The sequence below is a fragment of the Mucilaginibacter sabulilitoris genome, from assembly GCF_034262375.1.
In the GTDB taxonomy this organism is placed as follows: Bacteria; Bacteroidota; Bacteroidia; order Sphingobacteriales; family Sphingobacteriaceae; genus Mucilaginibacter; species Mucilaginibacter sabulilitoris.
Genome location: NZ_CP139558.1, coordinates 3,828,088 through 3,844,396 on the forward strand (window position 1 = coordinate 3,828,088; position 16,309 = coordinate 3,844,396).

Genomic DNA, 16,309 nt, shown 5'->3' on the forward strand with positions numbered 1-16,309 from the left:
GCAACCTTCCTCCGAAAGACTGCTACTGCTAATATATTATAAAATGTTCAGCTTACCGCAGTCCACATCAACAATGTGACTGTTGAAAACTACCCCTGTTTCAGAGGCGAGGAAGGCCGCCGTTTCACCTGTTTGTTTCAATGTCGGGGTCGACTTTAATATGTCGAAGGCCTTGTATTGTGCAACCAATTGCTCCGGCGATATTCCATACTGTTTTGCAGCAGTATCTATCCAGCCGGAGATTCTTTTTGTTTCCATTATGGCCCCGGTACAAATACAGATGACCTTGATGCCATCCGCCCCCCATTCTGTGGCCATCACCCGTGTCATCCCTTCAACAGCGGCACTGGCGGCCGTAATACCTGCCAAATTGGGAAGTTTTGACCTGGATAACGCAGCCGTGAGCAATAAGATTGTCCCTTCGGATTGAGTTTGCATCATATACTTCGCTGCCACCCTCGATGTAAGAAATTGTGAACCACATATCTTTTCCATCGGGGCCATAAATTGTTCGAAGGTAGCCACCGTTGTTGGCGGACGGCCACCCATCTCGCTGTAATCAATGCCAATGCCATTGAATACTATATCCAATTTCCCGTTCTCCGAGATGACTTTATTTAAAAAGTCGTCAATTTCGGTCTCATTCAATGCGTCCACTTTGACGGCTTCTGCGTGGCTACCATTCACGCTGATCTCTTGGGCCAGTGCTTTTACGGCATCAAGGTTTCGGGCGGTGACATACACCTTAGCCCCGTGTTGGGAAAACGATCGCGCTACGGCACCCGCGATATCTCCGGATGCTGCAAATACTACGGCTACTTTGTCTTTTAGATTTTGCATTTTGTTTAAAGTTTATCTTTTGACGATTTAGCCTGGCAAAACGGTCTGTTTTTTTTAAAAAAAAAAGAAAAGATATTTTATAACAAATTGACCATCATATGCTCGCCTATGAAATTTATCGAAGTTTCTTCCGTTGTTTTTTTGATTGACGATTGATTTTATTCGCCGTAGCCCGCTTCGGCGGGCAAAGATGGAGTGAGAGCAAATACTTTTTATCTTATCCCACAATTATTCCCCTTGATCCGTGAATGGTTCTCTATTAGCCTACCTGTAATAGATTTTAGGTGTTATTAAACAAAAAAATCCGTGTATGTACTACACAGATTTTTTAAGTGTTCTAAAATTTCCTTAAGCGGAGAGCTAGGGATTCGAACCCCAGGAACCTTTCACAGTTCAACAGTTTTCAAGACTGCCGCAATCGACCACTCTGCCAGCTCTCCGGCGACAAAAGTACAAATCCGGACTGAATTACCAAATCTGTTTACCGTTTTTTTTCAATTATTTAATATTGGTTGATAAGTGTTTGATATCCAATTTCTTAATTTTTGGAAGTGTCTGTTTTTTTGCTTCTGAAGCTGTTATAACGGGGTTTTACTATCCGTATATTGCGTTTTGAAAGCTCAATACTGGCGTTTAATTCAAAACCGATGAGCAAAATTAGCGAGTTCAGGTACATCCAAATCATCACAACTATTAATGTTCCGATAGAGCCGTAAACTTTATTATAAGAGGAGAAATTATTGATATAATAAGAAAAACCTATCGAGGTTAACACTGCAAGCCCGGTTGCTAAAATTGATCCGGGATTAATAAACTTCCAGCGTTTTTTATGCGCCGGACCGTAACGGTATAAAACAGATATGGTGGCAAAAAATATAATGATAATAACAAGCCAGCTAACAATCCATCGAAATAATAATATACAGTAATACCAAAAGAGGTTCCGGCTTGCGAAATGGTGCTTTATAAAGCTTATAAGGCCTTGTCCGGCCACCAGTATGCCTATGGCTATCACAAGTGCAAAGCTGATAGCTACTGTGAGCGCAAGGGCTACACCGCGTTTTTTTAACCAGCTTCGCCTATCAGTTATAAGCGATGATTTATTAAACGCCTTCATCAGGTTAATAACGCCATTGGTGGCAAAATACACGGTTAATAAAAAACCAAATGATAGTAATTTACTGTTTTGGTTTTTGATAATATCTATAATGGTATCGCTAAACGCCTGGTAGGCATTTGTAGGCATTATGTTTTTAAGTACCCGTAATAGTTCGCCCTGAAAGTCAGTTATTGGAATATAGGGGATGAGCGTGCATAAAAATATAGTGGCAGGAAAAATAGCCAGCATAAAACTATAAGCCAGTGACGAGGCCCGGTTTACCAGTGAACTGTTACTTATTTCCTTAATAAAAAAGTCAATAACGGTATACAGGGGCAAGGGGCGAAAACCCGGAAGTATGATGTATCTTGTCCAGTCAATAAGGTATCGGTAAAAAGCAAACCGGAGTAAAAAATGATGCAGCCATTTCATTTAGGCCAAAATTACTCAAAAAAATGGTACCAATTTATCAATGAAATCCTGAGGGGGCAGGCATGGACGGTTAGTTTTCATATTGATGAAAACAAGCAGCGTTTCACCCTGGTTTATGAGTTCGGCTTTTTCGTTAAAAAGTTCATACCTGAAATGGATACGAATGCCGGGCATCCTGTCCATAATTACCTTAACGCTGATCTCCTCATCGTACAATGCCGGTTTCAGGTATTTACATTTTAGTTCAAGTACAGGCATCATGATGCCCGATTGCTCCATGCCGCTATAAGTTAGGCCTAAACTTCTAAGCATTTCGACGCGGCCCACTTCATAAAATTCGGCATAATTGCCGTAGTACATATAACCCATCTGGTCGGTTTCTCCGTACCGCACCCGTATCTTTGTGGTATGCTCAAACATTATCGCTTAATGTTTCTTTCGTTAAGGACCTGCTGAAATTTATGAGCGTTCACCAAATGATCGGCTACGTTGGTCGCAAAGGCATGATAGCCGGAGAAATCTGCCTTTGCACACATATATAGGTATTCGTTTTTTTGATAGTTCAATACAGCCTTTACCGCATTTACCGACGGCATCATGATAGGGCCAGGAGGCAAACCGGTATGCAAATAAGTATTATACGGCGAATTGTATGACAGATAACGGTTTAAAACCCTTTTAATGGTAAAATCATTCAGCGCGAAAATCACGGTTGGATCCGCGTCCAGTTTCATGCCTTTTTTGAGGCGGTTAAGGTATAAACCGGCGACTATCGGCATTTCATCGTCGTGCAAGGCTTCGGCATCAACTATCGAGGCTAAAACAGATACTTCCTGTGGGGTGAGGTTTATGGCTGCCGCCTGTTGTTTACGCTCCGGTGTCCAGAATTTTTCATAATTCTTATACATCTTCTCAAAAAACTTATCGGGAGATGTATTCCAGTACAACTGGTAGGAGTTGGGCATAAACATGGTGTACACATTGTCAGTAGTAAAACCATATTTGGCCACAAAACTTGCCGAATCGAGCAGGTTAATCAGAGATGTTGAATCGGGTTCTATTTTTTTGGAGATAAATCCAGCAAATTGTTCTTTTTGCCTTAAACCATGAAATTCAAGTGTAACCGGTTCCTGCGTGCCGGAAGCCAGCATGTTAATAAACTTACGGTTGCCCATACCTTCGAGCAGGCGGTACTTACCAGGTTTTACCCGTTTGGTGTAATTCATATTACCCGCAGCCCAGTTAAACGATGCGGTATCTTTAACCATTTCCTGTTGCTTTATGGTTTTCAATACCTCATCATAGGTGGCTCCAGTATGTATATATAGATATTGCTGTTTGCCGGTAACATTGGGGCCAAAGTATTTGAAATAATAATTTGCCGCGGTAAAGCCCAGCAATACAATAATAACGAGCACCAGGGCTATGATGAATTTTTTTAATATACCCTTTGACGGTGCCTTTTGTTCAGTCATGATAAATACAATGTTTAAAGATTATTTTAATTTCCGGAGCGCTAATAATCCACCGGTTAAATTTTTAACATTTTGATAACCATTTTGCAGCAATATAGTTTGAGCGGTTTCGCTCCTTAAACCAACCTTGCAGATAACGATGATCTCATCTGTTTTGTTATACCCCAATTCATTTATGCTTTGTTCAAGTTTGCGCAATGGGATATTATTACCGCCTATGTTATAGGTATGGTATTCCATAATTTCCCTTACATCAAGCACGTTTAAATGCTCGCCGTTATTTATGCGGGTAAGCAGTTCGGTTGCAATAATTTGCCGGGGCATCTGTTTTAGGGAGTTCTGTTTTAGTGCCTTGGGTAACTGTAATGTTTATGCGCGTACCAATGCTGGTTTTGCTTAACGAATCAGTTTTCATAGGAAATTGTGCTACCACAACCACATTGGTTGAGTCGGTAATAGAGCCCTGATAGGTTATTGTACCAATAGTTAACCCCGATCCTTTAATGGCAAAACGGGCGGCATCCAGGTCAAGGTTTACCAGTTCCGGAATGTCAACTTCGCTGGCACCTTCGCCGTCGCCCAAAACCAGGTCAATGCGCGATCCTTTAGGTATCTTGGTGCCTGCTTTAATTACCTGTCCGCCAAAACGCACTTCCAGGATACGGTCACGGGCAATATCTGAGCGATAGGTGGTATCACCAACTTTTAAGCCATAGTTTGACAGTGTTGCAATAGCCTCGCGGTAACTGCTCTGATCCAGATCAGGAAGTGAAATATTAGGAGCCTGTAAAGTAACCATGGTTAAGTAAACAACCCGGCCTTCTTTTACATTAGTACCCGCATCGGGATCTTGCTCTACAATAGTGCCAGGCGCCACATCCTGCACGTAAACCGAATCAATTTTATAGTCAAAACCCTGTTCTTTTAAAGTGGCGGTAGCCCTGTCAACAGATTGCCCTTTTAATTTTGGCACCGGTATGCCTGAGCCATGATGGGTATAATATCCAAGACTGTAAAAGGCTATTAAAACAACAGCTATTACTGTGATAATAGCCATGATGATGTTATTGCGAAATGATTTTGTTTTTAAGTAAGCCCCAAATTTGCTCATCGGTAATAGTAAGGATAATTACAGTCAAAATATGTATCAAACATACTGATAATTTCGGATTTCGGAATTTTGATTTCCGAATTTTGATGGTATGCCTGCGATATTAAACACTTTTATCCTTAATTTCGAAATCGAAAATTGGAAGCTTACGATACCGATAAAAACGAATTATTAAATCCTGAAATCAAACATCCGACACCTCGAATGAAAAAAAATATAGCCCTTTTAGCCGGCGGTTTTACCGGCGAGTATGAAGTATCTGTAAACAGCGCTAAAAATATTGCCGATAACTTGCCTGCAGATAAGTACACAGTTTACACCATATTTATTAACCGCGACAAGTGGTTTCATGAAGCTGCCGGCGAATTGGTTGATGTTGACAAAAATGATTTTACGATAACCCTTAACGGCGGAAAAATAAAATTTGATTTTGCCTTTATCACCGTGCACGGTACCCCCGGCGAGGATGGTAAACTACAGGGGTATTTTGATATGCTGGGCATACCTTATAATACTTGTGATGCTACTACATCGGCTATTACCATGAATAAGGCTTACACCAAAGCTTTGGTAAATGGTATTCACGGGTTGCATACCGCCCATTCCATGCGTCTGTTTGAAAAAGATATGCACGATGTGGCTATTATTGCGGCTACGTTGAAATTTCCCTTGTTCATTAAACCCAATAATGGTGGCAGCAGCGTGGGTATGAGTAAGGTTTATAACGTTGCCGGGCTGCCCGACGCATTAAAAAAAGCATTCCATGAAGATGAGCAAATACTGGTTGAGGAATTTATAAAAGGCCGGGAGTTTAGCATAGGCATAGCGAGGCTGCATGGTAAAATAACCGTTTTGCCAGCCACAGAAATTATCAGCTCTAAGGATTTTTTCGATTACGAAGCTAAATACACTCCCGGCGTAACGAAAGAAGTAACTCCGGCTGACCTGTCGCCTGCGCAAAACGAACAGATAGCAAATATTGTGACCGAGATTTATACCCGGCTTAACTGTAAAGGGATGGTAAGGATAGATTTTATTTTGCTGGAGGGCAGTAACGATTTTTACTTTATTGAGGTTAATACCACACCGGGCCAATCGGCTAATAGTTTGATACCGCAGCAGGTTAGGGCAGCGGGTATGAATGTGGGCGAGTTTTACAGTGCCCTGATAGAGGGGGCATTATAATATGAATTGATACATAATAAGAGACGCATGTAATGCGGCTCTTATTCAAACAACATTTTGCAAATAATATGTAACAGCATAATCCTTTCAGCATCAAATTATCAATGTTACAATTTGTAAAATTCAAAAAACTATATGGCGGTTTCCCGGCGCTCAAAGTTGATGAACTATCTATAAGTCCCGGTATTTACTGGATAAAAGGGGTGAACGGCTCTGGTAAGAGTACTTTACTAAAATCGATTGCCGGTATTTTATCATTTGAGGGCGATATTTTGCTTGATAACAGCATCAGCATAAAGAAGCAACCCGTAGCTTACCGTAAGCTGGTGAACTTTGCCGAGGCCGAGCCACTGTTTCCTGAATTTTTAACCGGTAAGGAACTGATAGCTTTGTTTGCCCAGGCCAAAGATGCACCCGAGGGGCAGGAACAGCATTATATTGACACCATGCAAATGCAGGCCTTTGTAAACCGGCCGGTAGGCACTTATTCCAGCGGAATGCTCAAAAAGCTGTCGCTTGTACTGGCTTTTATGGGCAGGCCTAAACTTATCCTGCTCGACGAGCCTTTGATTATCATTGATACCGCTTCGCTAAAAATATTGAACACCTGGATAGCCGAACGGCATAATCAGGAAGGTACAAGCTTTCTGTTATCATCACACCAAGCGCTGGAACATGCTGAGTTGCCCATAGCCCGCGAACTGATGGTTGAGGAACAAACCCTGAAATTTATAGCCTGATGCAGCAACCGCTTACCAAAGTATTGATCAAAGTATTTGTCCGCGGGTTTTATCAAGTACACGCGGCTATATTGCTGTTCGTATTTTTCATAATGGTGGGCGCCGTGCCTGGTAATATGCTTATTCCTTATCATAAATCATTAATGCTAAGCATGGCGAGCAGCCCCATCATGTTATTGCTCGTGACCGGGGTTTGGCTTTTGTATATATTTAAAAGCTGGCATTATGTTACAGGTCAGATTTTTGCGCCCGATAAGCAGTTTTTATTTTACAGCAGTGCCGCGCTAAGCCTGCAGCAACAACGCAAAAGTTGGCAATATACCCAGGCTGTTATTTTATTACCTGTTGTTATTTATGCCCTGCTGGCCGTAGCAGTAGGGGTGGCGCATCATTATTATTTACTACCCATTCTTATCGTGGTATTTTTGGCTGTCATGATCTGGTGCAGTGCTATTTTATACACAACTGTGGTAAACCGCTTGGTTGATGGCAGTAACCAATCGCTGTTGTTAAAGCTGAGCAGTAAGTGGCGTAAACCTTATTTTAGCTTATATATCTATCATATTTTTGATAGCAAGAAAGTTCCTTACTGTATTACCAAAGGTTTATCGTGGTTAATTATAAGCGGTGTGTTTTATTTATTTGCCGATGTAAAAACCGATACACGAGTGGCAGGCATAGCCATACTCGCAGTTATTACAGCACACGTGGTATTAATATTTGAAACTCGCCGCTTTGAGGAAACCCGGCTTGGCTTTTCCCGCAATTTGCCGTACAGCAGGTTCAGGTTGTTTTTGAATTTTGTTGGTGTTTACTTTTTTTTGCTGCTGCCCGAAAGTGTATGGCTATTCAGCAGGTTTCAACCGGTAATGGCTTTACAACTGTTACTGGCGGGGTTAAGCATTGCCATGTTATTCCACACCCTGCTGTATTGGTTTGGTCTTAATATGGATAAATACCTGCAATGGATACTCGGCCTTTTTATTTTGCTGTTCTGGATCATCATGTTTCACCTGCTGTGGTTACTAATTCCACTGAGCTTTATAACTGCTTACCTGTTTTTCTACAATAATTATTACAGGTATGAGGATGTAGTGGGTAGTGGGTAAAATTGGAAAACAAGTTAGTCAAAATCCCGGTAATCCCTTAATCTGATGAATCTTGGTTCAGAAAAATAAATCTTGGTTCAGACTACCTATTTCAAATAGTGCTCAATAATATCTTCGGGTATGCGGGCTCCGCGACCGGTGGCCATATCAATCATAGTGTAATCAAACCAGCCGTCGCAGCAAATTTTATTGGTGACTTTATTGGTGATGCTAAACTTTACGCGGCAGCCTTTATCGTCGATAGTTTCAATACCTGTTTTTACAATAAAGTAGTCGCCCATGGTTAAGGCGCGTTTATAGTCGACGTGTGCTGTTCGCACTACCCAGCCAAAGCCGCGTTCCATAAACTTTTCCATGGCCATGCCATAGCAGCGTTCCATCTGGTCATACCGGGCGGCCAGCACATAATCAAAATATTTGCTGTTATGTACATGCTGAAACATGTCAATGTCATCGGGGCGTACACGAAATTCGGTTTCAAAGGTGCTATATTGGACAGAATTAGTCATGAAATTTGCTAAGTAGAAAATCAAAAATAAAGAATCAAAATCACATTCATCATTATAAATGATGCGGAATGTGATTTGTTAAAATGCCCGGATATTAAATAACATAATTAAGCGTTATGATCCATAAATAATAATACTACTGAAACCTTGTGAAACAATTGACGCTGCTGCTCTTAATAACTTGCTTATTAAGTTGTAGGCATTTACCCGCACAACAAATACAATTTAACGGTGATCTTGAAATAATAAACCCAGCTACCCAGCTGCCTGTGGGCTGGACCTTTAGAAAAGCATCGTCCGGCGATTACAGCTATGAATTGGATAGCATGGTTAAACAACAGGGAAAATATGCAGTATCTATAACCTCTAAAAACGCAACTGGAGATTTTGGTTCGATAGGCATAAATATTCCGTACCGATTTAATGGCAATGAGATTGAATTGCGAGGCTATATTAAAACAGAGAACATAAATAAAGGCTTCGCTGGTTTCTGGCTTCGCATTGATGGTACACTGGCATTTAATAATATGCAGAATCAAAATGTACATGGAACCACGGATTGGAGAGAATACAGTATAAAATTACCATATGATAGCGACAAGGGAACTAACATAGCAGCTGGAGCTTTATTGGTCGGCGGTGGTAAAATATGGTTTGATCATGTTCAGTTACTTATTGATGGTAAACCGATTGAAAATGCCATTATAAAAAAGATTGTACTTACTAAAGCCGAACAGGATACCGTTTTTAATAAAAGCTCAGGCATTACTAATATTAAGCTGGATGCTCAGCAATTAAAAAATTTAACCTTACTCGGCAAAGTGTGGGGTTTTATAAAATACCATCATCCGGAGGTTGCAAAAGGTAATGTTAATATGGATGCAGAGCTTTTCAGGGTGCTGCCGGCTGTGATAAAAGCCAGGAATAATCAGGAGTTGAGCAGCATTCTTGAACAATGGATTGGCAAGTTCGGTAAAATACAAACTTGCGATAACTGTAAACCTGATAGCGAAGATAAGGCAAAACTTGCACTCAAGTTGGGAGATAGTCCTGAAAATTGGGGATTAAGCAAAACGCTTATTGATAAACTCATCGCATTAAACAAAAGCAACAACAGCGAAAATTATTATGTAGATACCGCTCCCAACGTAGGTAACCCAATATTTAATCATGAAAAGGGTTATGAATTTATGCAATACCCTGATGCCGGTTATCGCCTGCTTAGTTTATACAGATATTGGAATATGATACAGTATTTTTCGCCATATAAACATTTAATAGGTGAGGACTGGAATAAAGTATTACCAGCATTTATTCCGCAGTTTATTAATGATGCCGACAATACGGCCTATACCTTAACAGTGCTGGCCTTGATCAGTAGTATAAACGATACTCACGCCAATATCTGGGGTTACCGAAAAGAGCTTGAAGATTATCGTGGGAAATTCGCGCCGCCATTTAAGGCTAAATTTATTGAGGATAAATTGGTTGTAACCGGTTTTTATAACGATACGCTGAATGTGAAGAGTAAATTTAAATTAGCGGATGTGATAACCTCCATTAATGGTGTAAAAGTTACCGAATTGATAAAAAAATTTCTGCCCATTACCGCTGCTTCCAATTATTCAACACAATTACGGGATATGCCTAATAATTATTTGTTACGAAGCAATAACCCGCATTTTGACTTTGTAATTGAACGCGATGGCAAAACCCTAAACACCAGCATTGCTGGATTGGAACGTAAAAGTGTTAATTACAGGCTTGATTATGATCCTAACACTGGTACTTCCGGTTATTATGTAATAGATAAGCAGATAGGTTATCTGTACCCGGCTAAATATTATAATAAAGATCTGCCCGATATTAAAAAAATGTTTAACGGTACTAAAGGTATTATTGTTGATATGCGGTGTTATCCTTCGGAGTTTATGCCTTTTACCTTTGTGCCATATATTAAATCGGGCAATGCGCCATTTGTTAAATTTACAAACGGCAGTGTTACTCACCCTGGCTCATTTACAGAAACCCCGACATTGAGCGTTGACCCAACCAATGAATATAAGGGTAAAGTGATAGTTATTGTTAATGAACAGACACAGAGCCAAGCCGAATACACTACAATGGCTTTCCAAAGCTCTCCTAATGTTACGGTTATAGGTAGTACAACAGCCGGGGCCGATGGTAATGTATCTCCTATTATATTACCGGGTGGTATATCAACTATGATATCGGGTATAGGAATATTATATCCAGATGGTGCTGAAACACAGCGTAAAGGCGTTAAAATTGATGTGAAAATAAGCCCAACTATTAAGGGAATCAAAGCTGGTATTGATGAGCCGCTTGAGAAAGCAAAGCAACTTATTTTAAATGAAGTTAGTAAGTGATAAAAGCAGAAATTCAGGAGCTTTTATCACTCGGTTAATTACTCATTCGCAGTTAAATCCTTTTGAATTTTTACTTTTGATTTCTGACTTTAAACACTATCTTTGCACCTCAAAATAATTAATTATTCACGCTTTAATATTATTCAAGTAATGTATTTAGGTAAAGAAGCAAAGGCAGAGATCTTTGCAAAACATGGTAAAGGCGCTACAGATACTGGTTCTGCAGAAGGTCAGGTAGCTTTATTCACCACTCGTATTGCTCATTTAACCGGGCATTTGAAAAAAAACAAAAAGGATTTTTCAACTCAATTATCGCTGCAAAAATTAGTAGGTAAACGCCGTGCATTGCTGGCTTACCTTTATAATAAAGATATTGAAAGATACCGTGCTATCATCAAAGCTTTACAGCTAAGGGATATCATTAAGTAATTCTCTCCTTTTTTATTTAAAAGCCATCCCGATTTTGGGGATGGCTTTTTTACTTAGAAACAATATTCACAAACATAAAACCGATGCGCTCCGAAAGATGAAAAGTGCATCACAAACGAAAAAAGATGAGTTTAAACGTAATTAAAAAGGTTATTGATTTAGGTGACGGCCGCACCATTGAGATCGAAACCGGTAAGCTGGCCAAACAAGCCGATGGCGCTGTTGTAGTTAAAATGGGTGATACCATGTTATTGGCTACTGTTGTTTCATCGCCCGAAGCGAAAGAGGGAGTTGATTTTTTACCCCTTTCTGTTGATTACCAGGAAAAATACGCAGCCACCGGTCGTATCCCGGGTGGTTTTTTACGCCGCGAGGCACGTTTATCAGACTATGAGGTTTTAATCTCCCGTTTGGTCGACCGTGCTTTACGTCCATTGTTCCCGGAAGATTATCATGCTGATACCCAAGTGATGATCTCTTTAATATCTGCCGATAAAGACATTATGCCTGATGCGCTTGCAGGTTTGGCAGCATCAGCAGCTTTAGCTGTTTCAGATATTCCTTTTAATGGCCCTATATCTGAAGTTCGTGTAGCTAAAATTGATGGCCAGTTAGTAATTAACCCAACCTTAAGCCAGCTTGAGAGAGCAACTTTAGAATTTATTGTTGCAGGCAGCGAGCATGATATTAACATGGTTGAAGGTGAATCAAAGGAAATTCAGGAAGCTGAATTGGTTGAAGCCATTAAATTTGCACACACTGCTATTAAAGTACAGTGCTTAATTCAAAAAGAATTAACCATTGAGGCCGGTAAAACCGAAAAACGTGTTTACAGCCACGAAAATCATAACGAGGACCTGAAAAAAGCTATTTATGCGGCTACTTATGACCAGGTTTACGCTATCGCTTCTTCTGCATCTGCAAAAGACGAGCGTTCTACTAAATTTAAAGAAGTACGTGACGCCTATATCGAAACCTTAGGTGAGATTGATGATGTTACTAAATTCCTGGCTAAAAAATATTACCATGATGTAGAGTATGATGCTATCCGTAACCTGGTATTAGAAGAAGGTAAACGTTTAGATGGCCGTACCACTACTCAAATACGCCCAATATGGAGCGAAGTTGGTTATTTACCATCTGCTCACGGTTCGGCTGTATTTACCCGTGGCGAAACGCAATCATTAACTACAGTTACCCTGGGTGCTAAAGACGATGAGCAAATGATTGATGGCGCGTTCATCAACGGTTATCAAAAATTCCTGTTGCATTACAATTTCCCTGGTTTCTCAACCGGCGAGGTTCGTCCTAACAGGGGTGCTGGCCGCCGCGAAATTGGTCACGGTAACCTGGCTATGCGTTCATTAAAACAAGTGTTGCCATCAGAGGAAGAAAACCCATACACTATACGTGTAGTATCTGATATATTGGAATCAAACGGTTCGTCGTCAATGGCAACGGTTTGCGCCGGTACATTAGCGCTGATGGATGCAGGTGTTAAAATCAAATCGCCGGTATCAGGTATCGCGATGGGATTGATCACAAATGAAATGGGTACCAAATATGCTATCCTTTCTGACATCCTTGGCGACGAAGATCACCTGGGTGATATGGACTTTAAAGTAACCGGTACCGAAAACGGTATTGTTGCTGTTCAGATGGATTTGAAGATCAATGGCCTTTCATACGAAGTGTTAACCAATGCTTTGAACCAGGCTAAAGACGGTCGTTTACATATCCTTGGCGAAATGGCTAAAACCATTACCCAGCCACGTGAAGATTACAAACCGCATGCTCCGCGCATCGTTACCATTAAAATTGATAAAGAATTTATTGGTGCAGTTATCGGGCCCGGTGGTAAAATCATCCAGGAAATGCAGCGCGAAACAGGTGCAACCATCTCTATCGAAGAAAAAGACAACCAGGGTATTGTTCAGATATTTGCCGATAATAAAGCATCTATCGACCAGGCCTTATCACGTATCCGCGCCATCGCTTCAAAACCTGAGGTTGGCGAGATATACGAAGGTAAAGTGAAATCGATTATGCCATTTGGTGCATTTGTTGAAATTATGCCTGGTAAAGATGGTTTACTGCACATATCTGAAATTGACCATCGCCGTATCGAAAAAATGGACGGTATATTTGAAGTAGGAGATGAGGTAAGGGTTAAATTGCTTGACGTTGATAAACAAGGAAAATTAAAACTTTCCAGGAAAGCATTATTGCCAAGGCCCGAGTCGCCAAAAGCTGAAAACTAATCTTATTAAATTTTATTTGCAAAACCCTCGTAAAGAGGGTTTTGCTATTTAACTTGTTTTATGCAGGTTTTTTTTGAAAAAAAATAAAACAAAAGCCCCTTGTTTAAACTTTAATACAGTTAACAGATTAGTTGGAAAAACTATAAAATCCGATCCTGCTTGAAAAAAACATGACTCCTTCTACTAATGATCCTTTAGATTTTCTCAACAGCAATCCGCATGGGATCCAGTCGGGGGCACAAACCGATTTGGTTCAGTTGTTATTGTATGAGATAATAAGGGTTAAAGATTTGATCATATATTACGACTCTATTCCCAATGGAGGAGGGCAGCTTGGCTCATCTATTTTGAACGAGCTGGTATCTGAGGCCTACAGCTCCTTGGTAAATTATGATACCATACTCATGAGAAAGTATTACGATCTGCTGCTTAACTGCGATTAGGCTCCTGAAATACAATCGATTGATCTACAGGCTTTATTGAAGGAAGGACCGGACTATTTACGTTGCTTCTTTACGCACACTCATTGCCACTACTTCAGCCAAGTTTACTAATGCAATTGCCGGCTCACTAATCAACTGTGTTCTTTCTGCTTTCTGTCGAAACGTATCTGATGATAGAGGAGAATGATAGTCAACACCAAGTCACTATCTTAAAACTTTACAATTAATTGCTATTATAGGGTGGGCAGGTTTTATATATTTGCATATGAACCATCTGATAGCACCATCAATTTTAGCTGCCGATTTTGCCAACCTGCAACGTGATCTGGAAATGCTCAATGTGAGCGATGCCGATTGGGTACACGTTGATATTATGGATGGCATGTTTGTACCCAATATATCCTTTGGTTTCCCGGTTGTCACTGCAACTAAAAAACATGCCACCAAGCCACTTGATGTGCACCTGATGATAGTTGAGCCCGACCGTTACCTGAAAGCATTTAGAGACGCTGGAGCTGATGGTATTACCGTGCATTACGAAGCTTGTCCGCATTTGCACCGTACCATACAGGCCATTAAAGAGCTTGGCTGTAGGGCAGGAGTGGCCCTTAATCCCCATACCCCTGTTACGCTGCTTCAGGACATTATTGCCGATCTTGACCTGGTTTTGATCATGTCGGTAAATCCGGGTTTTGGCGGGCAAAAGTTTATTGACAATACCTACAAGAAACTACGAGACCTGAAGGAACTGAGCCGGGAGAAAAACCCCAACTTATATATTGAAGTTGACGGCGGTGTTGATGAATATAATGTTAAAAAATTACTCGGTGCCGGTGCAAATGTGCTCGTTGCAGGCAGTTCGGTGTTCTCGTCGGCCAATCCGCCGGCCGCTATTTCCAACCTCAAATACCCCGAAAAGTTATTACAATCGTAATAAATTCTATTAACCCAATAGGAATAATTACAAATTTGCAATCAAAGGGCCTTTTGTTGATTAATTGTATATTTTTTCAAAAAATGCAAATAAACTCTATATATTTTGTCAAATTAATTAACTTCGGCCCAACTAAATACGAAGTTCCTAATCGTGTATTCAGAACCTACAATTTGTTAACTATATGAAACATAATTTTGGTGCCGGACCGGGCATTTTACCTCACGAAGTTTTAAAACAAGCTTCTGAGGCGGTAATTGATTTTAATGGTACAGGATTGTCATTATTGGAAATCTCGCACCGTTCAAAAGAATTTGAAGCAGTTTTGGATGAGGCTGTTAAATTAGTGAAGGAGTTATTTAATGTTCCTGAAGGTTATTCGGTATTGTTTTTACAAGGTGGTGCAAGCACTCAGTTTGCTATGGCTCCTTACAACCTGTTACCTTCAACAGGTAAAGCCGCATATTTGGAAACAGGTGTTTGGGCAAATAAAGCTTTAAAAGAAGCCAAATATTTTGGAGAGGTTGAAATTGTGGCTACCTCAAAAGAAAGCAACTTTACCTACATTCCTAAGGATTATACTATACCTGCCGATGCTGCATACTTCCACATTACATCAAACAATACCATTTATGGTACGCAGTTACAGGAATTGCCAACATCGTCGCCAATACCGGTAGTTTGCGATATGTCATCAGATATATTCAGCCGCAAAGTTAACGTAGCCGATTTTGGTTTAATTTACGCTGGTGCCCAAAAAAATATGGGCCCTGCCGGTGTAACCCTGGTAATAGTTAAAGATGATATTTTAGGCAAAGTTGATCGTAAGATCCCTTCGATGTTTAATTACCAAACTCAAATTGAAGGTGGTTCTATGTACAATACACCTCCATGTTTTGCAATCTACGTATCTATGCTTACTCTTCGCTGGTTAAAAGCAAAAGGTGGCGTTGAAGCAATTGAGCAGGAAAATATCACCAAGGCAAGGGTATTGTATGAGGAAATTGAGCGTAACCCATTCTTTAAAGGTGTTTGTGCTCCTGAAGACCGCTCACACATGAATGTTTGTTTTGTAATGGAAAACCCTGAGCACGAAAAAGCATTCCTTAAATTGTGCGATGAAAGAGGAATAGTAGGTGTAAAAGGTCACAGAAGTGTTGGCGGTTTCAGAGCGTCAATATACAACGCATTGCCAATAACCAGCGTTTATGTGCTGATTGACGTAATGCAGGAATTTGCAGAAAAGAATAAATAATTGGAATAGTTCATTAGTTCACTGGTTCATTTGTTCATTAGTATTTTAATGGGTAAAGGGCACCAATGAACTAATGAGCAAATGAACTATTGAACGA

At 40.4% G+C, this 16,309-nt stretch carries 16 protein-coding genes and 1 tRNA gene; 9 read left to right on the forward strand and 8 right to left on the reverse strand.

Translation table 11 applies throughout. From position 1 onward, the window contains the following. Positions 1-36: 36 nt before the first annotated feature. The 7 genes from SNE25_RS16595 to SNE25_RS16625 form a co-directional block, all read right to left on the reverse strand. The gene (locus SNE25_RS16595; RefSeq protein ID WP_321560111.1) at positions 37-840 is read right to left on the reverse strand and encodes an SDR family NAD(P)-dependent oxidoreductase; all 804 of its coding nucleotides are present in this window, start codon (positions 838-840) and stop codon (positions 37-39) included. 353 nt (positions 841-1,193) lie between these two features. Continuing rightward, a tRNA-Ser gene (locus SNE25_RS16600) sits at positions 1,194-1,280 on the reverse strand. A gap of 98 nt (positions 1,281-1,378) precedes the next feature. Then, positions 1,379-2,371 (reverse strand): YihY/virulence factor BrkB family protein, encoded by a 993-nt coding sequence (locus tag SNE25_RS16605; RefSeq protein WP_321560112.1) that lies wholly within the window; start codon positions 2,369-2,371, stop codon positions 1,379-1,381. A gap of 15 nt (positions 2,372-2,386) precedes the next feature. Further along, entirely contained in the window at positions 2,387-2,791 is a 405-nt protein-coding gene (locus SNE25_RS16610) for an acyl-CoA thioesterase (RefSeq protein ID WP_321560113.1), read from the reverse strand. Beyond that, on the reverse strand, positions 2,791-3,846 hold the full coding sequence (mltG, locus tag SNE25_RS16615) for an endolytic transglycosylase MltG (protein ID WP_321560114.1): 1,056 nt from the start codon (positions 3,844-3,846) through the stop codon (positions 2,791-2,793). The genes SNE25_RS16610 and mltG overlap by 1 nt, the downstream gene beginning before the upstream one ends. A gap of 21 nt (positions 3,847-3,867) precedes the next feature. Continuing rightward, the gene (locus SNE25_RS16620) at positions 3,868-4,170 is read right to left on the reverse strand and encodes a rhodanese-like domain-containing protein (RefSeq protein WP_321560115.1); all 303 of its coding nucleotides are present in this window, start codon (positions 4,168-4,170) and stop codon (positions 3,868-3,870) included. Then, positions 4,124-4,903 (reverse strand): PASTA domain-containing protein, encoded by a 780-nt coding sequence (locus SNE25_RS16625; protein WP_321560116.1) that lies wholly within the window; start codon positions 4,901-4,903, stop codon positions 4,124-4,126. Before SNE25_RS16625 ends, SNE25_RS16620 begins: the two co-directional genes overlap by 47 nt. 258 nt (positions 4,904-5,161) lie before the next feature. On the opposite strand from SNE25_RS16625, the gene SNE25_RS16630 reads away from it, so the two are divergent. From SNE25_RS16630 to SNE25_RS16640, 3 genes are all read left to right on the forward strand, one after another. Further along, positions 5,162-6,142 carry a D-alanine--D-alanine ligase gene (locus tag SNE25_RS16630; protein ID WP_321560117.1) on the forward strand — a complete coding sequence of 327 codons (981 nt, stop codon included), beginning with the start codon at positions 5,162-5,164 and terminating at the stop codon, positions 6,140-6,142. 104 nt (positions 6,143-6,246) lie between these two features. Further along, positions 6,247-6,882 carry an ABC transporter ATP-binding protein gene (locus tag SNE25_RS16635; protein WP_321560118.1) on the forward strand — a complete coding sequence of 212 codons (636 nt, stop codon included), beginning with the start codon at positions 6,247-6,249 and terminating at the stop codon, positions 6,880-6,882. Beyond that, positions 6,882-7,991: a hypothetical protein gene (locus tag SNE25_RS16640; protein WP_321560119.1), complete on the forward strand. Its 1,110-nt coding sequence runs from the start codon at positions 6,882-6,884 to the stop codon at positions 7,989-7,991. The genes SNE25_RS16635 and SNE25_RS16640 overlap by 1 nt, the downstream gene beginning before the upstream one ends. Before the next feature lie 86 nt (positions 7,992-8,077). Here the strand turns inward: SNE25_RS16640 and SNE25_RS16645 are convergent, their stop codons facing one another. Next, positions 8,078-8,500, reverse strand: coding sequence for an acyl-CoA thioesterase (locus SNE25_RS16645; protein ID WP_321560120.1), 423 nt, complete (start codon positions 8,498-8,500; stop codon positions 8,078-8,080). 269 nt (positions 8,501-8,769) lie between these two features. On the opposite strand from SNE25_RS16645, the gene SNE25_RS16650 reads away from it, so the two are divergent. The 6 genes from SNE25_RS16650 (at position 8,770) to serC (ending at position 16,212) form a co-directional block, all read left to right on the forward strand. Further along, positions 8,770-10,890, forward strand: coding sequence for a S41 family peptidase (locus SNE25_RS16650; RefSeq protein ID WP_321560121.1), 2,121 nt, complete (start codon positions 8,770-8,772; stop codon positions 10,888-10,890). A gap of 150 nt (positions 10,891-11,040) precedes the next feature. After that, positions 11,041-11,319 (forward strand): 30S ribosomal protein S15, encoded by a 279-nt coding sequence (rpsO, locus tag SNE25_RS16655; protein WP_321560122.1) that lies wholly within the window; start codon positions 11,041-11,043, stop codon positions 11,317-11,319. Positions 11,320-11,444: 125 nt separating this feature from the next. Next, positions 11,445-13,580, forward strand: a complete 2,136-nt coding sequence (gene pnp / locus SNE25_RS16660) for a polyribonucleotide nucleotidyltransferase (RefSeq protein WP_321560123.1) — start codon at positions 11,445-11,447, stop codon at positions 13,578-13,580. Positions 13,581-13,750: 170 nt separating this feature from the next. Further along, positions 13,751-14,023 carry a hypothetical protein gene (locus SNE25_RS16665; RefSeq protein WP_321560124.1) on the forward strand — a complete coding sequence of 91 codons (273 nt, stop codon included), beginning with the start codon at positions 13,751-13,753 and terminating at the stop codon, positions 14,021-14,023. Positions 14,024-14,288: 265 nt separating this feature from the next. Next, a complete protein-coding gene (gene rpe, locus SNE25_RS16670; protein ID WP_321560125.1) occupies positions 14,289-14,957 on the forward strand; it encodes a ribulose-phosphate 3-epimerase in 669 nt (222 codons plus the stop codon). 184 nt (positions 14,958-15,141) lie between these two features. Beyond that, a complete protein-coding gene (gene serC, locus SNE25_RS16675) occupies positions 15,142-16,212 on the forward strand; it encodes a 3-phosphoserine/phosphohydroxythreonine transaminase (RefSeq protein ID WP_321560126.1) in 1,071 nt (356 codons plus the stop codon). Positions 16,213-16,309: the final 97 nt, after the last annotated feature.